The sequence below is a fragment of the Methylobacterium sp. AC315 genome (assembly GCF_979253755.1).
The window spans coordinates 263,507-285,310 of the sequence record NZ_CEEDEA010000003.1; the positions used below are offsets into that span (position 1 = coordinate 263,507).

Genomic DNA, 21,804 nt, shown 5'->3' on the forward strand with positions numbered 1-21,804 from the left:
CTGATAACGGTGACCGAGAAACGATTCGCACGGCCCAGCGCCGTGAGAGGACCCGCCATGGCCGAAACCACCCCGAGCAAGACCGATAACCTGCGCGCGAACGGATCGCGCCTGTGGGCCACGATCCTGGAGACGGCGACGTTCGGCAGTACGCCGGCTGGCGGCATCAACCGCCTGACTCTGTCGCCCGAGGATGGTTGCGTGCGCGACTGGTTCCGGGAAGCCTGCGAGACGGCCGGCCTCACGGTCTCGGTGGATGCGCTCGGGACCCAGTACGCCGTGCGGCCGGGGCGGGACATGAGCCGCGCGCCGATCGCGTTCGGATCGCATCTCGATACGCAGCCGACCGGCGGCAAGTTCGACGGCGTGCTCGGAGTCCTGGCCGGACTGGAGGTGATGCGCAGCCTGAACGATGCCGGGATCGAGACCGAGGCACCCTTGATGGTGGTCAACTGGACCAACGAGGAGGGCTCGCGCTTCGCCCCGGCCATGATGGCGTCGGCGGCCTATGCGGGTGACTTCACGACGGACGAGATCCTGGCCAAGCGCGACGCGGCCGGCGTCACCGTCGCCGAAGCCCTGGCGGCGATCGGCTATCACGGCGGCGAAGCCGTCGGTGCACGCGAGATCGGTGCCTTCGTGGAACTGCATATCGAGCAGGGCCCGATCCTGGAGGCCGAAGGCAAGACCATCGGGGTGGTAGAGGGCGGCCAGGGCATCATGTGGTTCGACGGGCGAATCACCGGCTTCGAGAGCCACGCCGGCACCACGCCGATGCCGCGCCGCCGGGACGCGCTGTTGGCCCTCTCCGAGTTCGCGCTTGCGGCCGAGCGGATCGCCCTGGCGCATGCGCCGACCGCGGTGGCCACGATCGGGGAGGCCGTAATCCTGGCCCCTTCGCGCAACGTCGTGCCGGGGCGGGTCGCCTTCACGGTCGATGTGCGCGACCCCCGATCCACAACCCTCGACGCCATGGAGGCGAGCCTGCGCGAGGCCGCGACCGAGATCGCCGAGCGACGCCGGCTGGAGGTCGCCCTGACCCGGATCTGGCGCAAGGAACCGGTGCCGTTCGATCCGGCGATCGTGGCCGCCGTGGATGCCGCCGCCGAGAGCCTCGGGCATCCGCGGCGCCGGATTATCTCGGGGGCCGGGCACGACGCCTGCAACCTCGCCGCCAAGGTGCCGACCGCGATGATCTTCGTGCCGTGCAAGGATGGCGTGAGCCATAACGAGTCTGAATCCGCCACGCCGGGCGATTGCGCGGCCGGTGCCGACGTCCTGTTGCAGACGGTGCTCCGCCTCGCCAACGCGCCCCGGACGGACCAGACCGCGCGATGATCTTCGCCCCGCGCATCCAGGACCGCCTCGACGCGCTGGCTGCGATCACCGCCGAGCCCGGCGCCATCACCCGCCTCTACCTGACACCCGAGCAGGCGCGGGCCGAGGCGCTGGTGGCGGGATGGATGCGCGAGGCCGGCCTGACCGTGCGGCACGATGCCGTCGGCAACCTGATCGGCCGCCTCGAAGGTCCTGACCCGGGTGGTCCGGCTCTCGTCATCGGGTCCCATCTCGATACGGTCCGCAATGCCGGCCGCTACGACGGGCCGCTCGGCGTGATCGCCGGGATCGCCTGCGTCGAGGCTCTAGCGCGCGACGGCATCCGCCTGCCGCACGCCTTGGAAGTGGTGGCTTTCGCCGACGAGGAGGGTGTCCGCTTCGCCGCCACCCTCATCGGCAGCCGCGCCTTCGCGGGCCGCCTCGACCCGGCCGTCCTCGATGCCAAGGATGCGGATGGGATCTCCCTCGCCGCGGCATTGCGGACGTCCGGGCTCGACCCCGCGGCGATCGCGTCCGCGGCGCGTCCGCCGGTCGCGATTCTCGGCTACCTCGAACTGCATATCGAGCAGGGGCCGATGCTCGAGAAGGCCGGCCTGCCGGTGGGCGTCGTGACCGCAATCTCGGGCGCCAGCCGCCTGGAATTCACCTTGGTCGGCGAGGCCGGCCATGCCGGCACTGTCGCCATGGGCGAGCGGCGCGACGCCTTGGCGGGCGCCGCGGACTGCGTGATCGCCGTGGAGGCACGATGCCGCGACGAGCAGCATCTGGTCGGCACCGTCGGCCGGATGGTGGTCGAACCGGGCGTCGGGAACACGATACCCGGGCGGGTGCGATTCACGCTCGATCTTCGCGCGCCCGACGACGCTCAGCGCCTCGCCGCGCTCGCCGACATCCAGGCGGATTTCAACGGCATTGCGGCGCGCCGCAACCTCGATCTCGGCGTCAGCCTCCTGCACGAGGCCGGGGCGGTGCCGTGCGATCCCGGGCTGACCGCGCTGATCCGCGACGCCATCGCGGCCGAGGGCCTGCCCGTCGTCGCTCTGCCGAGCGGCGCCGGGCATGACGGCATGGCGGTGGCGGCGATCGCACCGATCGCCATGGTGTTCGTGCGTTGCCTAGGCGGCATCAGCCACAACCCCGCCGAATTCGCGAGCATTGCCGATATCGAGACCGGGGCGCGGGTGCTGTTCGGGGCGCTCAGAGCGTTTTCGACTTCGCGGCGCGCAGCCTGAACGGCATACACGGACCGGGTGTACGCCGCCGGAAAATCCCGTACAGACGCGCCATGAGCGCGCGATCCCATCGCGACGCCAGGGGCCGGCCGCTGATCGCGGTGACGGGCATCGGCGTCGTCTCCTCCCTCGGTCAGGGCCAAGCCGATACCTGGGCGGCCCTCTGTGCGGGCCGGTCCGGCATCCATGCCATCGCCCGGTTCTCGACCGAGGGTCTCCGCACCCGCATCGCCGGCACCGTCGATTTCCTGGATACCGATCCGCTGATTGCCCCGCTCCTGTCCGAGCGCTTTGCCGCGGAGGCGGCCGAGGAGGCGGTCGCGCAGGCCGGCATCGGCACGAAGGGTGATTTCCCGGGGGCCCTGTTCATCGCGGTCCCCCCCGTCGAGATGGAATGGCCGCAGCGCCAGGCGCTCGCCGAGGCCGCCGGCGGCGACGGCGCGGTCGATTACGCCGGGTTGCTCCGGGCCGCTGCGACCCGGCGCTTCGATGATTGGCACGACCTGTTCATCTTCGGCACCGTGGCCGATCGCATCGCCGACCGGTTCGGCACCAAGGGCTCGCCGATCTCGCTTTCCACCGCCTGCTCCTCCGGCGCCACCGCGATCCAGCTCGGTGTCGAGGCGATCCGCCGGGGCGAGACCGCAGCGGCGCTCTGCATCGGCACCGACGGCTCCGTGAACCCGGAATCGCTGATCCGGTTCTCGCTGCTCTCGGCGCTCTCCACGCGCAACGATGTCCCCGCGGAGGCCTCGAAGCCGTTCTCGAAGGATCGGGACGGCTTCGTGATGGGAGAGGGCGCGGCCGCCCTGGTCCTTGAGGATGCGGAGGCCGCATTCGCCAGGGGCGCCAGGATCCTCGGCTACGTGCTCGGCTGCGGCGAGAAGGGCGACGGTTTTCATCGCACCCGCTCCAGCCCTGACGGAGCGCCGGTCATCGCGGCGATCCGGGCCAGTCTCGACGATGCCGGGCTCGCCCCGGAGGCAATCGACACGGTCAATGCGCACGGCACCTCGACGCCCGAGAACGACAAGATGGAGGCTTTCGGGCTCGCCGCGGTCTTCGGCGCCCGCGCCCCGTCCCTGCCGGTGACCTCCAACAAGTCGATGATCGGCCACACGCTGACCGCAGCCGGTGCCATCGAGGCGGCGGTCTCGCTGCTGACGATCCAGCATGGCCGCATCCCGCCGACCATCAACCACCGGATGGCGGATCCAGTGATCGGCCTCGATGTGGTGGAGACCGCCCGGGACATGACGGTGCGGACGGTGCTGTCGAATTCGTTCGGATTTGGCGGCCAGAACACTTGTCTGGTCTTCGGGGCGGAGCCGGCGTGAGCGGCACGCCCGAAGCACGGCGCGTCCTCGTCACCGGCGGCGCCTCGGGGGTCGGCCTGGCGATCGTACGGGCGCTGGCACGCGCCGGGCACGCCGTCGACTTCACTTACCGCTCCTCAGCCGAGGCTGCCGAGGCGTTGCTCGCCGAGCTGCACGAGGCTCATCCGGACCGCACTTTCACCGGTCACGCCTTGGACCTTGCCGACAAGGCCGCCCTCGAGGGCTTCTGCGAGGCCGCGGAGGCGACGGCCTATTACGGCCTCGTCCACAATGCCGGTCAGGCCAGCGACGCCCTGGCGGCGATGTTCGACCAGGAGCGGGCCGAGGCGGCCATGCAGGTCAACTTCTTTTCCCTGACGCGGATCGCCAAGGCGCTGATGCGCGAGATGATCCGCGCCCGGGCGGGCCGCGTCATCGCCATCGGTTCTGTGGCCGCCCTGCGGGGCAATGCCGGAAACGCCGCATACGCGGCCAGCAAGGGCGCGCTGATCGCCTATTGCCGCACGCTCGCGATCGAGACCGCCAAGCGCGGGGTGACGGTCAACGTCATTGCGCCGGGCTTCGTCGACACCGCCATGATGGCGCGGTACGCCGCGCACCGCGCCGGGATGGAGCGCCAGATTCCAGCCGGCCGGTTCGCCCGGCCCGAGGACGTCGCCGCCCTGGCCGCGTTCCTCATGGGCGACGGGGCGGCCTACATCACCGGAGCAGTCTTGCCGGTGGACGGCGGTCTCACCGCGATGATGGGCGTCCACCGCGCCTGATTGCAGTTCCGCTTGCGTGTCTCCGTTGTAGGCTCGCGGCTTTCGCCACCGCCGTGATAAGTCCGACGCCCTCAATTCCCCTCGCACGCGCGATGCTTTAGCGACCTGCCAATGCGCGCCCGCCTCGCCCTCCTCGCCGGACTCTGCCTCGCCGCTCCGCTCGTCCCGGGCCGTGCCCGTGCCGAACCGGAATCGTACCGGATCTCGGGGCTCTCCCCCGGCGAGCCGCTCTCGATCCGCGCCGAGCCGGACGCCGGGGCCGAACAGGTCGGCGAGATCCGCACCCGTGCCCTGGTCTTCGGCTGCACCGCCGATACGCCGAGCCGGGCGACGTGGTGCCGGGTCAAGGCCGGGCGAACCGTGGGGTGGGCGCGGCGGCGTTACCTGGCGCCGGAACGATGAAAGACGACATGCGAGCCCTACAGCTATTCGGCGACCGCGACCTGCGCTTGAACGAGGTCGAGGCCCCCGCCGCGCCGGGGCCCGGCGACGTGCAGATCCGCATCCGTGCGGTCGGCCTCAACTTCATCGACGTCTGGGGCTTTCGCGGCATGGCGTTCGCCAAGCGCAAGATGCCGCTCATCGTCGGCGCCGAGGCGGCCGGCGTCGTGCAAGCGGTCGGCGCAGGCGTCACCGCTGTCGCGCCAGGCGATCGGGTCGTGCCCTACGGGGCGATGACCTGCGGGCAGTGCCGGGCCTGCCGGGAGGGCCGCGACAACCTCTGCGAGGATGTTTCCGGCGTGATGGGTTTCCACGTCGATGGTTTTGCGCGCGAGCTGGTGACCGTGCCGGCCCGCCTGGTCGTGAAGGTGCCGGATGGCGTCAGCGACACGGACGCAGCCTGTGCGGGCATCGCCTTCGGCACCGTCCAGCACATGCTGTTCGACAACGCCCGCCTGGAGCCGGGAGAGAGCGTCCTGGTCCATGCCGGCGGCTCCGGCATCGGAACCGCGGCGATCCGCATGGCCAAGGCGATCGGCTGCACCGTCTACACCACGGTCGGCGACGACGAGAAGGGTCGGAAGGCGACGGAGCTCGGAGCCGACCACGTCATCAACTACCGCACCGAGCGATTTGAGGGCGAGGTCCGCCGGCTGACCAAGCGCAAGGGCGTCGATGTGGTGTTCGAGCATGTCGGCGCCGATACCTGGAACGGCTCGCTGCTTTGCCTGAAGCGCGGCGGCCGGCTGGTGACCTGCGGCTCGACCTCCGGCGTCTCGGCGACCATGAACCTGATGCAGCTGTTCCAGCAGCAGTATCGCATCACCGGCTCATTCGGCTGCTCTCTGGCGAACATCGCGCAGGCCCTCGACAAGATGGCGCAGGGGATCCGCCCGGTGGTCGATACGGTCTACCCGCTCGGCGACTTCGCGCAGGGGCTGGAGCGGCTCGAATCCCGCAAGGTGTTCGGAAAGATTCTCGTCAGCCTGTAGCGGTCGGCGCTGCGTCCTGGGATCTCCTCCCGGACGCCTTGCCCAATGCTGGCCTGCCATCGTTCCGAAGGGCGGCGGCCATCTTGCGCGGCGACGCGCTATCGCACCGCGGCGGACATGGTTTAAGCGTCGCCTTACACGCGAACTGCCGGGCCTGCCCGCATCGTGCCCGGGAAACCAACGTGCTGCGCCTCGCTCTCATCCTCAGACGATCGTTCCCCCGGCTTGCCGGTTTCGCCATGATCCCGTTGATCCGCGCCCTGGTCTGGCTGGCCCGCGCCCTCGGTCCGGATCGCTCGACCGCGCTCGGCGCAGCGCTCCTGCGCACGGTCGGACCATGGCTGCCGGCCCATCGCACCGCCATGGCGAACCTGCGCGGGGCGTTTCCCGACATGCCGGAGGCAGAGCGGAAGCGCATCGCCCTGGAGGCCTGGGACAATCTCGGGCGGACCGGCGCCGAATACGCCCACCTCGATTCGCTGTTCGACTACGATCCCGACGCCACCGGTACGATGCGCACGGAGGTTGCGGGGATCGAGCACTTCGCGGCCCTGCGCGACGACGGTCGGCCCGGGCTGATCTTCTCCGCCCACCTCGGAAACTGGGAACTCCCGGCGATCTGCGCGGCCCGGTTCGGCCTCGACGCGACCGCCGTCTTCCGGCCGCCCAACAACCCGGCCGCCGCGCGCCTCGTGCAGGAGGTCCGCCGGCGCTCGATGGGGGGCCTGGCGGCGTCGACCCCCGGCGCCGTCTTCGCCATGCGGGACGTGGTCGAGAACGGCGGCCATCTCGGGCAGCTGATCGATCAGCACTTCACCCGCGGCGTCGTGGTCGATTTTCTCGGGCGGCCCTGTCTGGCCAACCCGCTGCTCGCCAAGCTCGTCCGGCACTACGACTGCCCGGTTCACGGCGTCCGGGTGATCCGCTTGCCGAAGGGCCGATTCCGGCTCGAACTGACGCCGCCGCTCGATCTGCCGCGCAACGCTGACGGGGTGATCGATGTGACCGGCGCCATGCAGGCGATGACGGCGGTCGTGGATGGCTGGGTGCGCGAGCATCCCGGCCAATGGCTCTGGATGCACCGCCGGTGGCGGCCGGACATGTTGCCTAAGGCGAGAAATCTCCCACAGGCCGCTCAACCGATGGTAGAGGCCTCTCAAGCCAACGTGATTTCCCACACGGCGTCCCAACCGCTCTGATGGATCGATGACGCATCGGCACCGCGCCCGTACCAGGACCGGCGAAAGCCGCGCGCTGTGCGCTGCCGCGCTGCTGTGCGCGGTCTCGGCTTCGGCGCAGGCGCGGGCGGAGCCGGTCCGCGCCGTCGTGGAGCTGTTCACCAGCCAGGGCTGTGGCGCCTGCCGGAGTGCCGACCCCGTGATCCGCGACCTGGCACGCCAGCCCGGCGTGGTCGCGCTGACCCTGCCGGTGACCTACTGGGATTATCTCGGCTGGAAAGACACCCTGGCGATGCGGCCTCTGACCGAACGTCAGCGCGCCTACGCCAGGGCTCGCGGCGCCCGGCAGGTCTTCACGCCGCAGATCGTGGTCGACGGCAGCGGCTTCGCGGTCGGATCGGATCGAGCGGCCCTCGAACGCTTGATGCGCGAGGCGACGCAGCACGGCGGGCTGCCGATCCCGGTCCGCGGCGAGATGCATGGCGACCGGATCACCGTCGAGGTCGGCGCCGCGCCGGACACCAGGACCGACACCCGCGGCGACGTCTGGCTCGTGCCCGTGCTGCGCAGCCGCGCCATCGCAATTCAGGGCGGGGAGAACGGCGGCCGGACGGCCACCTATGTCAACGTCGTGCGCGGCATGCAGCGTCTCGGCACCTGGGCCGGCCAGCCGACGCGGTTCGATGTCCCGTGCACCATGGCGGAGATCGCCGAGGCCGACAGCTGGGTCGTTCTGGTACAGAGCGCCGCCGAAGGCCGCCCGGGCCGTATCCTCGGCGCCGCCAAGGGCCCGGGCCTGTAGGGCTACGGTCTACTTCTGCAGGGTGATCGGATCGATCGGGCGGCGGCCCTGCTGGCGACGGCGTTCTTCCGAGGCGTGCGCCAGGGCGCCGAGCTTCGCATCCAGGCGCTCGGAGGACCGGCCGACCAGCTCGATGGTCCCGTCGAGGAGCCGACTGGTCAAAGCGACGGTGCCCGTCACCCCGCCGACCACGACAGCCCTCGTGACGCGGCCGATCCACTTGAAGATACGCATTGTCGGTTTCGAGCTTTCCCGGTTTCGGCGCCTGATGCACCTCACCACGCGGAGATAGAGCGGACAGCCCGGTGCCCGATGCGACCGAAGGCGGCGTCGCCCGCGCCCGGGGCAACGGAACCTTCCCGCAATGCGGTCGGAGCCAGCATCGCCGATGAGCCCGCCGCTTCGACTACGGAGAGGCGCCGCCGCTCCTATCGCTTGGAAGCCGGGCGCCGGTGTCGCATATGCGGTGCCGGTGGCACCGAACCAGCCCGGCGGCAGGCTCGTTGCACGCCCGAGGTGGTCCGCCGGACCGTGCGGACGCCCATCACCGGGTTTTCGGCCATGCGGCGACGCCATCTGCTCTCCGGGATGCTCGCCACGCTGTCGCTGACGGCGCGGCGGGCCACCGCCGCGGAGACCGGGGTCGATGTTCTCCTGGTGCTCGCGGTCGATGTCTCGCTGAGCATCAGCGCGTCGCGCTTCGAGTTGGAGCGACGGGGCTATGCCGAAGCCTTCGGCGACCGGCGCGTCCTGCAGGCGATCGCCGAGGGGAAGCGCGGGCGCATCGCTGTGGCGCTGTTCGATTGGGCGGGGCCCGGTGAGCAGCAGGTCGCGGTCGACTGGATGACCATCGCTTCGGCCGCCGATGCCGCCACCTTCGCCGCGCGGCTGGCCGGAGCATCGCGCCCCTTCTACGGCCGGACCGCCATCGGGTCGGCGATCGGTTTCGCGTCCATGCTCATCGATAGCTCGCCCTACCGCGCCGAGCGGACGGTGATCGACATCTCCGGGGACGGCACCAGCAATTCCGGCCGCGCGATCGCCGAAGCCCGGGATGCCGCCGTGGCGCTGGGCACCACGGTCAACGGCATCGTCATCCTCACCGATCCCACCGTGATGCCGGGGTATTTGAAAGAGCACACCAATCCCCCAGACGGGCTGGCCGCCTACTACCGGGAGACCGTGATCGGCGGGGAAGGAGCGTTCGTCATGACGGCGCAGAGCTTCGAGGCATTCGGCCGGGCGCTCATCGCCAAGCTGGTGCGCGAGATCTCCTGATACCAGCCGACGACATCCGGGCTCCCGCGTCACCCGCGGTTCTCGCGCCCTGCGTGCAGGGGCGCTAGGTTTCCCGTGAACGCGCCCGGCGAGGCGCGACTCAGGGAGGAAGTCCGATGCTGGTCACGGCCGACAGGCTGTCCGCCTATCCCGTCATCACCCTGCGGCCGGACGACGGCGTCGCGGTCGCCAGGACTGCGATCGAGCCGGGCACGCCGGTCGCCCCGGGCGTGATGGCCGTCGAGCGGATCCTGCCCGGCCACAAGGTCGCGGTCCGTCCCCACCGCTCGGGCGAGGCTGTGACCAAGTACGGACAGATCATCGGCTTCGCCAAGGACGACATCGCGGCCGGCCGGCACGTCCACGTGCACAATCTCGGCATGGGCGAGTTCGCTCGCGACTACGCGTTCGGGGTCGATGCGCGCCCGACCCGGCTGGTCGCGCCACCCGCGACCTTCCAGGGCATCCGCCGCCCGGACGGGCGGGTGGCGACGCGCAACTATGTCGGCATCCTGACCTCGGTGAATTGCAGCGCGCATGTCGCCGACCTGATCGCGGACGCGTTCCGGCGCCACCCGATCCTCGGCCTCGATCCGCTGGCCGCTTACCCGAATGTCGACGGCGTCGTCGCGCTGACCCATAAGACCGGCTGCGGCATGGCCATGGGTGAGCCGCTGCGGCTCCTGCGCCGGACGCTCGCGGGCTATGCCCGCCACGTCAACTTCTCGCACATCGTGATGATCGGGCTCGGCTGCGAGGTGAACCAGATCGGCGCCTTCCTGGAGGAGCAGGGCCTGGGCGACCGGATCCGCAGCATGAACATCCAGACGCTCGGCGGCACGCGCAAGACCGTCGAGGCCGGCATCGCGTTCGTCACGGGCATCCTGGCCGAGGCGAACGTGGTGCAGCGGGAGACCGTGCCGGCGAGCGAGCTGATCGTCGCCCTGCAATGCGGTGGCTCGGACGGCTATTCCGGCGTTTCCGCCAACCCGGCGCTCGGGATCGCCAGCGACCGCGTGGTCGAGAACGGCGGCACCGTGATCCTGTCGGAGACCACCGAGACCTACGGGGCCGAACACCTGTTCACCCGGCGCGCTGTGTCCCCGGAGGTTGGCCAGAAGCTCGTCGATCTGATGCGCTGGTGGGAAGAGTACACCCGCCGGGAGGGCTCGGAGATCGACGCCAACCCGTCCCCCGGCAACAAGGCCGGCGGCCTGACCACGATCCTGGAAAAGTCGCTGGGTGCCATGGCCAAGGCTGGCAGCACCAACCTGGTCGACGTGGTCCGCTACGCCGATCCAGTCATCGCCAAAGGCTTCGTGTTCATGGACACCCCCGGCTACGATCCGGTCTCCGCGACCGGGCAGGTGGCCGGCGGGGCGAACCTCGTGTGCTTCACCACCGGGCGCGGCAGCGTGTTCGGCTGCAAGCCGTCCCCGTCGATCAAGATCGCCACGAACTCGGCCATGCACCAGCGGCTCGAGGAGGACATGGACGTCAATTGCGGCACGATCCTCGACGGCGAGGAAAGCGTCGAGCAGGCCGGCCAACGGATCTTCGAGCTGATCCTTCGGGTCGCCAGCGGCGAGCGGACGAAGAGCGAGCAGTTCGACTTCGGATCGTCGGAATTCGCCCCCTGGCAGCTCGGCGCAACCGTCTGATTTGACGGCGATCGAAGTCTCAATTGCCGTTGCGAGCGTAGCGGAGCCACTTCGGAGAATGGGCCCTCCGGAGATCGCGCTGTTCGAACGACACGCCCGGATGCGAAATCAGAGATCCATCCGCACGACGTTTGGAAAACCCAGGATGAAATCCGCCCCGAAGGCGGTGACCGGCGTGTGGAACCCGGCCGGGATCCCACCCGCCGCCACGCGCCGGGCGACTTCCAGCGCTGTCAGGACGGTGAGCGTATACCCCTCGGGGGTCTCCATCCGGCTTGCCGCGCGCCTGCCGTTCTCATCCCAGGCCTCGGCCAGGAACGTGCTGCGCGCCGTCGCCCGCGCGGCCGCCGACGGGCCCTCCGGCAGGCGGTCGATGCCGCGATTGATGAGGCGCTGCACCGTGCCGCCGGCGATGATCCGCCGGAAGCCAGCAGGCAGGCCCGCTGCGGCAGACATGGCGGGGAGCGCCTCAAAAAACACCTCGATGTTGGGGACCCGCGTCGAGTACCAAGCGCTCGACACGTCGCCCCAGCCGAGCCCCACCGTGCGCCGAGGTCCGCGGCCGAAATCGGCGCTCCCGCGGGGCGGGCTTGGCAACTCGACGATGCGGCCGTCGCGCCGCACCCGCGTGCCCCAGGCGATGCCCTCGACCATGGTGCGGGCCGTCCCGCGGCTGAAGCCCCCGAAACCGCCGATGGAGATCCGCAGGTTCGTGGCGCCGGGCAGCCGGCCGGCCACGTGGGCGGCCAAGCAATCGCTCGGCACAACGTCGAAGCCGGCGGCGGGCAGCAGCACGATGCCGGCCGCCTGCGCATCGGCGTCCCGGGCGGCGAGCGACTCCAGCACGTCGATCTCGCCGGTGATGTCGACGTAGTGCGTCCTTGCGGCCAGGCACGCCTCGGCCATGGGGCGGGCCGTCCTGGAGAAGGGTCCGGCGGCGTGGATCACCGCGGCGACGCCGGCGAGCGCGTCCCGCAGCCGTCCCGGGGCATCGAGGGGGGCCGCCCTCCAGTCGAGCCCGAGCCGGTCGGCCAGCGGTCGCAGCTTGTCCGGATCGCGGCCGGCCAAAATCGGGCGAAGGCCCTGCACACGGGCATGTTCGGCCAGGAGCGTCCCGGTGTAGCCGGTGGCTCCGTAGATCAGGATCGCGGTCATGACCGTCCCTCTATCATGGCCCGAGCAGGAGGGGACTGCGTACGGCCGTCCGTCACATGGCGGCCGGTCACATGGCGATCCTGGCAGGTGCGCGAGACCCGTGCGCTGAGCGGCACCCGATCCGCGTCGGCAGCCACCTTTCGGGACGATGCCCTGGAGACGTAGCCTGGTGCACGCAGGCGGTGAGTCTTTTCAGCCCGAGGAAGCGAACATGCCAGAATCAGGCGTTCTGCACCGTCCCGCCGTCCCGACGGACGACCCGTTCACGGCCTTCGCGGACGACGTGGTCTCCCTGTCGCCACTCCGGGCCGCGATGGTCGCGGCGTGTCGGCGCCCCGAGCCGGATTGCGTGGCGCCGCTCCTCGATCTCGCCCGCTTGCCGCCCGACGCGGCCGGGCGCGTCGCCAACATGGCCCGGCGTCTGGTGGAAGGGCTGCGTCGCAAAACCCGCCGCGGCGGCGTCGAAGGCCTGATCCACGAATACGCGCTCTCCAGTCAGGAGGGCGTGGCGTTGATGTGTCTCGCCGAAGCGCTGCTGCGCATTCCCGACGCCGCCACCCGCGATGCGCTGATCCGGGACAAGATCGCCGGTGGCGACTGGGCCGCGCATCTCGGCCACAGCCCGTCGCCCTACGTGAACGCCGCGACCTGGGGCCTGCTGGTGACCGGCCGGCTCACGGCGACACGCAGTGAATCCGGGCTGTCGGCGACGCTGACCCGCCTGATCGCGCGCGGCGGTGAACCGCTGATCCGCAAGGCGGTCGATCTCGCCATGCGGCTGATGGGCGAGCAGTTCGTCACCGGGCGCGACATCGGAGAGGCCCTGCGCAACGCCGCCCGGATGGAGGCGAGGGGGTTCACCTACTCCTACGACATGCTCGGCGAGGCTGCCCTCACCGCCGAGGACGCGGACCGTTATCTGAGCGCCTACCAGGAGGCGATTCGAGCGATCGGGGATGCGTCTGCCGGGCGCGGCGTCCTCTTGGGGCCGGGCATCTCGATCAAGCTGTCGGCGCTTCATCCCCGATACACGAGATCCCAGCGCGGGCGCGTGATGGCGGAACTGGCGCCCCGCATCCGGGACCTCGCCCGTCTCGCCAAGCGCTACGAGATCGGTCTCAACATCGACGCCGAGGAGGCCGATCGCCTCGACCTGTCCCTCGACATCCTCGAGACGCTGGTCTTCGACCCGGGTCTCGCCGGATGGGATGGGCTGGGCTTCGTCGTACAGGCCTACGGCAAGCGCTGCCCATTCGCGATCGATGTGCTGATCGACCTGGCCCGGCGCAGCCGGCGGCGGCTGATGGTTCGTCTGGTAAAGGGCGCGTACTGGGACAGCGAGATCAAGCGCGCGCAGGTGGAGGGGCTCGCGGACTTCCCGGTCTTCACCCGCAAGCTGCACACGGACGTGTCCTACCTCGCTTGCGCGCGAAAGCTCCTCGCCGCACCCGAGGCGATCTTTCCACAATTCGCCACCCACAACGCACAGACGCTGGCCAGCATCGTCGAGATGGCGGGCCCCGATTTCCGCCTCGGGCGATACGAATTCCAGTGCCTGCACGGCATGGGGGAGCCGCTCTACGAAGCGGTGGTCGGCGGGGCCGACCTCGACAGGCCGTGCCGGATCTACGCGCCGGTGGGCACCCACGAGACCCTGCTGGCCTATCTCGTGCGGCGGCTCCTCGAGAACGGCGCCAACAGCTCCTTCGTGAACCGGGTCGGCGACGTGTCCGTGCCGGTGGACGCGCTGATCGCCGATCCCGTCGCCGCCGTCGCGGCGATGCCGGTCCCGGGCGCACCGCACGAGCGGATCGCCCTGCCACGCGATCTCTACGGACTCAGCCGTGCCAATGCCGCGGGCCTCGACCTGGCCGACGAGGCCGTCCTGGGCCGACTCGCTGCGGCGCTGGCGGAAAGCGGGAGGACGCCCTGGCGCGCCGTGCCGTCGGGGGCCGATCCGGCCTCAGCCGATACGCCCTTGCACAACCCCGCCGACCATCGGGACGTGGTCGGGACAGTCCGCGCCGCGTCGGTCCCCGCCATCGAGGCGGCGCTCGCCCGGGCGGAGGCGGCAGCCGAGACCTGGGCGGCGGTGGAGACCGAGACGCGCTCCGCGCGTCTGCGCACCGCGGCCGACGCCTTCGAGGCACGGATGCCGGTGCTGATCGGGCTGATCGTGCGCGAGGCCGGCAAATCCTCCGCCAACGCCGTCGCGGAGATCCGCGAGGCCGTGGATTTCCTGCGCTACTACGCGGCCGAGGCCGAGCGGACTCTCACCGGCCCGCACGCCCCGCTCGGTCCGGTCGTCTGCATCGCCCACTGGAACTTCCCGCTGGCGATCTTCGTCGGGCAGGTCGCCGCCGCCCTGGCGGCCGGCAACCCGGTCCTGGCCAAGCCCGCCGCGGAGACGCCGCTCACGGCCTGGGAGGCGATCCGCTTGCTGCACGGCGCCGGCATCCCGGAGGATGCCCTGCAGATCCTTCCGGGGGCCGGCGACGTCGGGGCGGCCCTGGTCGGCGACGCCCGCGTGCAGGGCGTGATGTTCACCGGCTCGACCGGCATCGCAAAGACGATCCAGGGACGTCTCGCCGAGCGCCTGGGCTGCGACGGCGAGCCGATCCCGCTCGTCGCGGAGACGGGCGGTCAGAACGCCATGGTGGTCGATTCCTCCGCCCTGGCCGAGCAGGTGGTCGCCGACGTCATCGCTTCGGCGTTTGATTCCGCCGGCCAGCGCTGCTCGGCCCTGCGTATCCTGTGCCTTCAGGAGGAGATCGCGGACCGTACCGTGGACATGCTGCGGAGCGCCATGCGCGAGCTGGTCGTCGGCGATCCCCGCCGGCTCGCAGTCGATGTCGGCCCTGTCATTACCCAGGCGGCGGCCGAACGCCTGAACAAGCATGTCGAGACGATGCGGGGACGCGGCTTCGCCATCCACCAGGTTTCGCTGCCGGCCGAGACGGCGAACGGCACCTTCGTTCCGCCCACGCTCATCGAGATCACCCGCGTCGCGGATGTCGAGCATGAGGTGTTCGGGCCGGTCCTGCATGTCCTGCGGTACGCGCGCCACGATCTCGGCCGCCTGTTGGACGAGATCGACGCCACCGGTTACGGCCTGACGTTCGGCCTCCAGACCCGCATCGACGAGACCGCCGACCGGATTCTCGACCGCGTCGGGGCCGGCAACCGCTACGTCAACCGCAACGTCATCGGCGCGGTGGTCGGCGTCCAGCCCTTCGGCGGGTCCGGGTTGTCCGGTACCGGGCCCAAGGCCGGCGGTCCGCTTTATCTCGGCCGCTTGCTGAAGCGGCCGCCGGCTTCCGCGCTCGATGGTCTTGAGGGCTCAAGCGATCTGGGCCGACGCTACGCGGCGTGGCTGCGAGTCCGTGGGTTCGGCCCGCTCGCCGACACCGTTGCAGCGTTGCCTCCGATCCAGGGCGAGGAGATTGCGCTCGCCGGGCCGGTCGGGGAGCGCAATCTCTACGCGTTGCGCCCACGCGGGCGCGTCGCGGCGATCGCCGAGACCGAGCGCGGCCTGATCCTTCAACTCGGTGCGATCATCGCCACCGGCAACCGCGCCGTGGTGCTGAGTCCGGACAGGATCTTCGCGATCTTGGCCGAGCTACCGGCCGAACTCGCGGCCCGGGTCGAACGCGCGGCGGATCTCAGGCAGGCCGGCGAGGTCCGGGCGGTGCTGTACGAAGGCGGACCCGAGGGTTTGCAGGCGCTGAACCGCGCCATCGCCCAAGGTCCCGGTCCGATCCTTCAGGTTCAGGCCCGCGCAATCGACGCGCTTGCGGCAGGCGACCTGTATGCGCTCCCTGGCTTGATCGAGGAGCGCTCGACCGCGATCAACACCACGGCCGCCGGTGGCAATGCCAGCCTTCTGGCGATCGGCTAATCGATCAGGCCGACCGGCGCAGGTTCCAGAACAGCGGCAAACCAGTGAGCATACCGTCCAGGTCGCGCCGGTAGGCGGTGGGCTGGAAATACTGGCCGCACGGAATGTAGGCGCCGACCTCCAGGGCCCGGGCCTGGATGGTCGCCGCCAAGGCCTTCTGGGCGCCGACATCCGGGGCTGCGAACCACGCGGCGCGCATCTCCTCCAGGGGCGCATCCGTCAGCCAACTCGGGACGCCGGCCCGGCCGTTGCCGCGGGCCGCCAAGTGGTAGGCCGGCGAGATCATGTCGAGCCCACCGGAGAAGATGCCGAACATCGACCAACCGCCCTGGTCGAGCGGCTTCGCATTGAGGATCCGCTGATTCACCGTGCCCCAGTCGGTGGAGACGACGTCGAGGTTCATCCCGAGCTTACGGCAGAGGTCGGCCATCACCTCGCAGACCGCGTTGATCCGCGGCACGTCGGTGCCCGCCAGCAGCACGACCCGCTCGCCGTTGTAGCCGGCCGCCGCCAGCGCCCGCTTGGCGCCTGCGAGGTCGCGCGGACCGGTGAACACCGACATCCCAGCCTCCGAAGCCATCGGGCCGCCGGGGGTGAAGATGCCCGCGGGACCGCGCCGGATCGACGGATCGCTGCCTGCGACCGCGTCCATCATCTCGTTCTGATCGACGGCCGACAGGAGCGCCCGGCTGATCGCGGGATTGTCGAAGGGCGGCAGGGTATGGTTGAGGCGGATCTGCCCGATCAGGCCGGTCGTCTCCACCAGTTCGACGCGCACGTCCCGCTGGCGCAGCAGATCGGGCACGAGGTCGACCAGCGGCTGCTCCCACCAATCGATCTCGCCCGAACGCAGGGCGCCGGCCGCGGTGGCGCCATCGGGGATCGTACGCCATTCGATCCGGTCGAAATGCGCGATCCGGGGGCCGGCGGTGAAGCTCGGCGTGCCGTCCTCGCGGGGCCGGTAAGCCTCGAACCGGCGGTAGACGTTGAGGGAGCCCGGTACGCGCTCGGTCGCGACGTAGCGATAGGGCCCGCTGCCGACGATCTCCGCCACGGCTTGCGTGGCCGGCGTCGCGCTCAGCCGTTCCGGCATGATCACCGGCAGGTAGGAGGTCGGCTTTGCCAGGGCGTCCGGGAGAAGCGGGAACGGCTTCTTGAGCCGGAACTGCACAACGGTGTCGGACGGGGCCGAGAGTTCGTCGACGGTGGAAAACAGCGCGCCCCCGAAGGCATCGCGCCCGGACCAGCGCTTGAGGCTCGCCACCACGTCGCGGGCGAGAACCGGGGTGCCGTCGTGGAAGCGTAGGCCGTCGCGCAGGGTCAGCCGCCAGGTCAAACCGTCCGGCGATACGTCCTGGCTCCCGACCATCTGCGGCTGCGCGCGGTAGGACGCATCCAGGCTGTACAGCGTGTCGAACACCATCAACGCGTGCGTGCGTGTGACGTAATTCGTGGTGATGATCGGATCGAGCAGAGCGAGGTCTGCGTAAGGCACGAAGCGGAGTGTCGTGGCTGAGGCCGCCCGGACCAGGGCAGGGCGTGCCATGGCTCCGGCCATCAAGGCGCCAGCGCCTCGCAGCAGAGTGCGTCGCTTCATACCGTCGTCCCGCTCCGATCCAGGGTTGCCGACGCGGATCCGCGCAGCGCTTCCCGGTTGCAAAGCCTACGCCAGCAGCCGGACCCTTACCGGTCAGGATTGAGACAGCCGTCCCGGTCTGAAGCCAGACGGCCCATATCGGAACGCGACCGCTCGCGCGTCCTCAGGATTCGCGCCCCGGCAACGTCGGCGACAGCTCAGGCGGCGCGGGACCAGCGGATATCGCCGAGGCTCTCGCGGAAGGCGAAGCGGGCAAGGTGATCAGCGACCACGTTCTCGAGCCGGGTGAGGTTGACCGGGTCGGCGCTGTCGATGCGCATCACCAGGGCATCGGGTTCGGCGTCGAAGGTGCAGACGCGGTCCTCGCCGAACGGCACGGTGCCGTGCTCGGGCGTCGCCTCGACTTTGAACTTGTGGCTCCAGTGCCGGCACAGCTGCTGCAGGTAGCGGCTTGCCTCGGCGGTCTGCACGCGGGCCTGAGAGGTCGGCATTCCGTGGGTCTCCAGAAAAGTGAACGCGGTCATCGGTGGACGGAGCGTCGCGATATCTCGCACATGCGAGATGAACACATCCTGAGCAAGGACTATGCCCGGGCTCACGAGGCTGCCCCCGATCGCTGCCTGAAGGGTCGGCTCGATGCGTTAGCAGTCGTTTAACGGCCGGCACGGCGACCGCCGAACGCGGCGCCGCGTGGCTGTCCTGCACCCCTCGACGTGCCGAATTATGGCGCGCCGCACAAATTCAATCGCGCCGATCGGAGTGTTGAGGCGAAGTCCGCCTGCGAGCGACTTCGCCATCGGGACCGCTTGCGCGACGTTGGCCGAACTCGAACGGTGTCCCATCGTCAGCCGAGATCGGAAGTGCGATCGAGGCGTGGCAACGACGGTATAGCAGAGGATGTCCTGGGCCGGTCCTGCGGTATCTGCCCCTGCAAACCCCTGACGGTTCTGTCCTCATGCGCCTGGATCACGGCCGGACAGCTGCCTCACCCCCGGATCAGGCTCCGTAGGGCACGCCTCGGCTCAATTGGACGCGGCAGCCGATGCCAACGTCAGACCGAGAAAACCCAGATCATCGCAATCCAAATTTCCGACGGACCAGCACCAGGCACGTGAGGCTGATTCCGGCCGCGAACATCAGGAAGAAGCTGGGCGCGAGCGGCGTGTGTGTGACCGCGATCAGGCTCTCGATCCAGAACGGTGCGAAGCCGCCGAAGACCGTCACGCCCACGTTGTAGCTGATGTTCATGCCCGTGCTGCGGGTGCGTGTCGGGAAGATCTCGGCCATGAGCGCCGGCAGGGCCGCGCTGTAGCTCGCCTTCAGGCCGCCGATCAGGGCGAGCACCGGCACGATGACGAGCAGCACCGGATAGCTGATCAGCAGCGCGAAGGCGGGAAACATCAGCACGAACACCGCGATCACCACGATCCGCATGATCGGTGTCCGGCCGACCGTGTCCGACCAGTGCCCCACCAGCGGTGCGACTGTCATCAGCATGACGGCGCCCACGAACGACGCCAGGAAGCCGATCCAGGATGGCAGGCCGAGTTGCTTGACGGCGTAGGTGGGCGTGTAGCTGATCATGTAGTTCAGCGCCGTGGAGGTCGCCACGAGCCCCGTCGCCAGCAGCATGTTCAGCCATTGCTGTCCGAACAGGTCGCGTACGGGTGAGCGCGCGTCGCCCGTCTCGGCCGAGGCCTCGAATTCGGGCGTCTCCGCGATGTTACGACGGATGTAGAGGCCCACGGGACCGATCAGCAGCCCGAACGCGAACGGCAGGCGCCAGCCCCACGCGGCGATCTGGTCCGGGCTCAGCGTGGCGCTCAGGATGACCCCGGACAAGGCCGCCAGAACGCTCGCCAGACCCTGGCTGGCGAACTGGAAGCTCGCGAAGAAGCCTTTTCGCGTCGGCCCGTGCTCGACCATGAAGGCGGTCGACGCGCCGAATTCGCCACCGACCGAGAAACCCTGGATCAGCCGTGCCACCAGCACGCCGACCGAGGCCAGGATGCCGATCGATTCGTAGGACGGCATCACGACCATCATGAAGGTCCCGACCATCATCAGCATGATCGACAGCATCAAAGCGGGTTTGCGGCCGGCTCTGTCCGCATAGAGGCCGAGTACGATCGCCCCGAGCGGGCGCATCAGGTACGAGATGCCGAAACTGCCGAGGGCGATCAGCAGCGACGTGGTCGGGTTGCTGGTCGGGAAGAACAACTTCGAGATCGTGACGGCGAAGTACAGGTACAGCGTCAGATCGTAGAACTCGAGAGCGTTTCCGATCGAGGATGCAATCACCGCCTTGTACATTTGCGATGTACCGCGGACGGGTGTTGCGCTCACGGCCGCGTCCGGTGACAACATATGCTGCTCGATCTCGGTTGGATGAGGCGCGCGCCGTGACGGGCGCCGCTTCAGCGCGCGTCGCAGCGGGGTTTTCAGACGTCGCCGGGCGAGGCTCTAGAATCCGCCGGCATGGCCGTCCTTGCGGGGATCGGAGCCGCCGACGTAGCCGCCCTCGATCCGGCGCACGAGCTGCGCGCCCCCGAACCCGAAGGCGGAATCCGGCGGCTCTCGGACGAGTTCGTGGCCGCGCGCCTCCAGGTCGCCCAGCGTCGAGGCCGGGAACGTGGTCTCGACCGCCACCTGCAGGCCGGCGACGTGGCGCCAGCGGGGCGCGTCCACCGCCGTCTGCGGATCCTGCCCCCACACCTGGGTTCGCACCACAATCTGCACGTGGCCCTGCGCCTGGATCGGCCCGCCCATGAAGCCGAACGCCATCAACGGCGCGCCGTTCCGCATCACGAAGCCTGGGATGATCGTGTTGAACGGACGCTTGCTCGGCCCGACCTGGTTGGGATGGCCCTCGGCCAGGGTGAAGCCGTATCCACGGTTCTGCAGGCTGATGCCCGTCTCCGGGACCACCACGCCGGACCCGAAGCCCGAATAATTCGACTGGATGTAGGAGACCATCATGCCGCCCGCATCGCCGGTGGCGAGGCACACGGTCCCGCCCTCGTTCGGCGCTCCATGCCCGAACACCTGCGCGCGCCGACGGTCGATCAGCGCCGCCCGCGACGCCAGGTAGCCCGGGTCCAGCAGATGGTCGTGGGTGACCTTGGTCATGTGCCGAAGGTCGGCCGCGTAGGCGTAGACGTCCGCGAAGGCGAGCTTCATGGCCTCGATCTGGAGGTGGAGCGCGTCCGCGCCGTCGACCGGCAGATCTTCGAGGCCGGCCGCCCGGAGGATACCGAGGGCCATCAGCGCCGCGATGCCCTGACCGTTCGGCGGGATCTCGTGCAGGCTCACGCCGCCGAAATCCTGATGGATGGTGCCGCACCAATCCGCGCTGTGCTCGGCAAGGTCGCCCTCGTCGAGCGCCGCCCCGTGCGCGCGGGCGAAATCCGCGATCCGGTGCGCCAACGCGCCCCGGTAGAAGCTGTCGCCGCGCGTCTCGGCGATCGACCGGAGCGTGCGCGCGTGGCCGGGCGACCGGAAAAGCTCACCGGCGGCCGGCGTGCGCCCGTCCGGCATGAAGGTGGCCGCAAAGCCGGGCTGGTTCTTCAGTTCCGCCGCGCCGCGCCGCCAGAGCTCGGCGATGACCGGCGAGACGAGGAAGCCCGCCTCGGCGTAATCGATGGCCGGCTCGAACAGGCGCTCGAACGGCAGCTGGCCGAAGCGCCGCGATAGCTCGACCCAAGCCGAGACTGCGCCCGGGACCGTGACGGTGTCCCAGCCGCGATGCGGAAACGCCGTGTGCCCGGCGTAGCGTTCAGGCGTCCAACCAGCCGGCGAGCGGCCGGACGCATTGAGCCCGTGGAGCTTGCCGTCGTGCCAGAGGATGCAGAAGGCGTCCGACCCGATGCCGTTGCCGGTGGGCTCGACCACCGTGAGCGCGATGGCCGCCGCCAGCGCCGCGTCGAGGGCGTTGCCGCCCTGTTGCAGCATCCGCAACCCGGCCTGCGTGGCGAGCGGCTGCGACGTGGCGACGAGATTGCGCGCGAAGACGGGCGAGCGCCGGGAGGCGTAGAGCGCATCGTGTCGGTACTGCATATCGGCCTCGTGGACGTCCCCGGCTGCCAGAACCAATCTCAGCAAGCCTCGTGCCCTTCAAGAGGGCCGGGTCGA

General features: G+C 69.8%; 17 protein-coding genes. 11 read left to right on the top strand and 6 right to left on the bottom strand.

Annotated elements, in window-relative coordinates; genetic code table 11:
- Positions 1–57 precede the first annotated feature (57 nt).
- The 8 genes from AC0IY0_RS06460 to AC0IY0_RS06495 all read left to right on the top strand — a co-directional run bounded on the left by AC0IY0_RS06460 (position 58) and on the right by AC0IY0_RS06495 (position 8,084).
- Positions 58–1,338 carry a Zn-dependent hydrolase gene (locus AC0IY0_RS06460; RefSeq protein WP_419829333.1) on the top strand — a complete coding sequence of 427 codons (1,281 nt, stop codon included), beginning with the start codon at positions 58–60 and terminating at the stop codon, positions 1,336–1,338.
- Entirely contained in the window at positions 1,335–2,570 is a 1,236-nt protein-coding gene (locus tag AC0IY0_RS06465; protein ID WP_471763346.1) for an allantoate amidohydrolase, read from the top strand. The genes AC0IY0_RS06460 and AC0IY0_RS06465 overlap by 4 nt, the downstream gene beginning before the upstream one ends.
- A gap of 53 nt (positions 2,571–2,623) precedes the next feature.
- A complete protein-coding gene (locus AC0IY0_RS06470; protein ID WP_471763347.1) occupies positions 2,624–3,907 on the top strand; it encodes a beta-ketoacyl-ACP synthase in 1,284 nt (427 codons plus the stop codon).
- Positions 3,904–4,671 (top strand): SDR family NAD(P)-dependent oxidoreductase, encoded by a 768-nt coding sequence (locus AC0IY0_RS06475; protein WP_147938851.1) that lies wholly within the window; start codon positions 3,904–3,906, stop codon positions 4,669–4,671. The genes AC0IY0_RS06470 and AC0IY0_RS06475 overlap by 4 nt, the downstream gene beginning before the upstream one ends.
- Positions 4,672–4,782: 111 nt before the next feature.
- Positions 4,783–5,073, top strand: coding sequence for an SH3 domain-containing protein (locus tag AC0IY0_RS06480; RefSeq protein ID WP_471763348.1), 291 nt, complete (start codon positions 4,783–4,785; stop codon positions 5,071–5,073).
- Positions 5,074–5,081: 8 nt separating this feature from the next.
- Complete coding sequence (locus AC0IY0_RS06485) at positions 5,082–6,104, top strand: zinc-binding dehydrogenase (protein WP_419829336.1); 1,023 nt, start codon at positions 5,082–5,084, stop codon at positions 6,102–6,104.
- Positions 6,105–6,286: 182 nt separating this feature from the next.
- Complete coding sequence (locus AC0IY0_RS06490) at positions 6,287–7,303, top strand: lipid A biosynthesis lauroyl acyltransferase (RefSeq protein ID WP_147907074.1); 1,017 nt, start codon at positions 6,287–6,289, stop codon at positions 7,301–7,303.
- Positions 7,304–7,310: 7 nt separating this feature from the next.
- Complete coding sequence (locus AC0IY0_RS06495) at positions 7,311–8,084, top strand: DUF1223 domain-containing protein (RefSeq protein ID WP_147907075.1); 774 nt, start codon at positions 7,311–7,313, stop codon at positions 8,082–8,084.
- 9 nt (positions 8,085–8,093) lie between these two features.
- On the opposite strand, the gene AC0IY0_RS06500 is transcribed toward AC0IY0_RS06495, so the two are convergent.
- Positions 8,094–8,318 (bottom strand): hypothetical protein, encoded by a 225-nt coding sequence (locus AC0IY0_RS06500; RefSeq protein ID WP_147907076.1) that lies wholly within the window; start codon positions 8,316–8,318, stop codon positions 8,094–8,096.
- 327 nt (positions 8,319–8,645) lie between these two features.
- Between AC0IY0_RS06500 and AC0IY0_RS06505 the strand changes: the two genes are divergently transcribed.
- Together AC0IY0_RS06505 and AC0IY0_RS06510 are read left to right on the top strand one after the other, a co-directional pair.
- Positions 8,646–9,362, top strand: coding sequence for a DUF1194 domain-containing protein (locus AC0IY0_RS06505; protein ID WP_471763349.1), 717 nt, complete (start codon positions 8,646–8,648; stop codon positions 9,360–9,362).
- A gap of 137 nt (positions 9,363–9,499) precedes the next feature.
- Positions 9,500–11,023: a UxaA family hydrolase gene (locus AC0IY0_RS06510; protein ID WP_471763464.1), complete on the top strand. Its 1,524-nt coding sequence runs from the start codon at positions 9,500–9,502 to the stop codon at positions 11,021–11,023.
- Between the two features lie 108 nt (positions 11,024–11,131).
- Here the strand turns inward: AC0IY0_RS06510 and AC0IY0_RS06515 are convergent, their stop codons facing one another.
- Positions 11,132–12,178 carry a saccharopine dehydrogenase family protein gene (locus AC0IY0_RS06515; RefSeq protein WP_471763350.1) on the bottom strand — a complete coding sequence of 349 codons (1,047 nt, stop codon included), beginning with the start codon at positions 12,176–12,178 and terminating at the stop codon, positions 11,132–11,134.
- 211 nt (positions 12,179–12,389) lie between these two features.
- On the opposite strand from AC0IY0_RS06515, the gene putA reads away from it, so the two are divergent.
- Positions 12,390–16,076, top strand: a complete 3,687-nt coding sequence (gene putA, locus AC0IY0_RS06520; RefSeq protein ID WP_471763351.1) for a trifunctional transcriptional regulator/proline dehydrogenase/L-glutamate gamma-semialdehyde dehydrogenase — start codon at positions 12,390–12,392, stop codon at positions 16,074–16,076.
- A 4-nt stretch (positions 16,077–16,080) separates the two neighbouring features.
- Here the strand turns inward: putA and AC0IY0_RS06525 are convergent, their stop codons facing one another.
- The 4 genes from AC0IY0_RS06525 to AC0IY0_RS06540 all read right to left on the bottom strand — a co-directional run bounded on the left by AC0IY0_RS06525 (position 16,081) and on the right by AC0IY0_RS06540 (position 21,729).
- A complete protein-coding gene (locus tag AC0IY0_RS06525) occupies positions 16,081–17,673 on the bottom strand; it encodes an ABC transporter substrate-binding protein (protein WP_147907080.1) in 1,593 nt (530 codons plus the stop codon).
- Positions 17,674–17,870: 197 nt separating this feature from the next.
- Positions 17,871–18,164: a DUF2218 domain-containing protein gene (locus tag AC0IY0_RS06530; protein ID WP_039902563.1), complete on the bottom strand. Its 294-nt coding sequence runs from the start codon at positions 18,162–18,164 to the stop codon at positions 17,871–17,873.
- Positions 18,165–18,744: 580 nt separating this feature from the next.
- Positions 18,745–20,019: an MFS transporter gene (locus AC0IY0_RS06535; RefSeq protein ID WP_246692207.1), complete on the bottom strand. Its 1,275-nt coding sequence runs from the start codon at positions 20,017–20,019 to the stop codon at positions 18,745–18,747.
- A 117-nt stretch (positions 20,020–20,136) separates the two neighbouring features.
- Positions 20,137–21,729 (bottom strand): gamma-glutamyltransferase family protein, encoded by a 1,593-nt coding sequence (locus tag AC0IY0_RS06540; RefSeq protein ID WP_471763352.1) that lies wholly within the window; start codon positions 21,727–21,729, stop codon positions 20,137–20,139.
- Between the last annotated feature and the right edge of the window lie 75 nt (positions 21,730–21,804).

Bases quoted from the DNA above. Each gene is read 5' to 3' on its own strand.
- AC0IY0_RS06460 (WP_419829333.1), top strand. From the start codon at position 58: ATGGCCGAAACCACCCCGAGCAAGACCGATAACCTGCGCGCGAACGGA.
- AC0IY0_RS06465 (WP_471763346.1), top strand. From the start codon at position 1,335: ATGATCTTCGCCCCGCGCATCCAGGACCGCCTCGACGCGCTGGCTGCG.
- AC0IY0_RS06470 (WP_471763347.1), top strand. From the start codon at position 2,624: ATGAGCGCGCGATCCCATCGCGACGCCAGGGGCCGGCCGCTGATCGCG.
- AC0IY0_RS06480 (WP_471763348.1), top strand. From the start codon at position 4,783: ATGCGCGCCCGCCTCGCCCTCCTCGCCGGACTCTGCCTCGCCGCTCCG.
- AC0IY0_RS06485 (WP_419829336.1), top strand. From the start codon at position 5,082: ATGCGAGCCCTACAGCTATTCGGCGACCGCGACCTGCGCTTGAACGAG.
- AC0IY0_RS06495 (WP_147907075.1), top strand. From the start codon at position 7,311: ATGACGCATCGGCACCGCGCCCGTACCAGGACCGGCGAAAGCCGCGCG.
- AC0IY0_RS06500 (WP_147907076.1), bottom strand. From the start codon at position 8,318: ATGCGTATCTTCAAGTGGATCGGCCGCGTCACGAGGGCTGTCGTGGTC.
- AC0IY0_RS06505 (WP_471763349.1), top strand. From the start codon at position 8,646: ATGCGGCGACGCCATCTGCTCTCCGGGATGCTCGCCACGCTGTCGCTG.
- AC0IY0_RS06515 (WP_471763350.1), bottom strand. From the start codon at position 12,178: ATGACCGCGATCCTGATCTACGGAGCCACCGGCTACACCGGGACGCTC.
- putA (WP_471763351.1), top strand. From the start codon at position 12,390: ATGCCAGAATCAGGCGTTCTGCACCGTCCCGCCGTCCCGACGGACGAC.
- AC0IY0_RS06525 (WP_147907080.1), bottom strand. From the start codon at position 17,673: ATGAAGCGACGCACTCTGCTGCGAGGCGCTGGCGCCTTGATGGCCGGA.
- AC0IY0_RS06530 (WP_039902563.1), bottom strand. From the start codon at position 18,164: ATGCCGACCTCTCAGGCCCGCGTGCAGACCGCCGAGGCAAGCCGCTAC.
- AC0IY0_RS06540 (WP_471763352.1), bottom strand. From the start codon at position 21,729: ATGCAGTACCGACACGATGCGCTCTACGCCTCCCGGCGCTCGCCCGTC.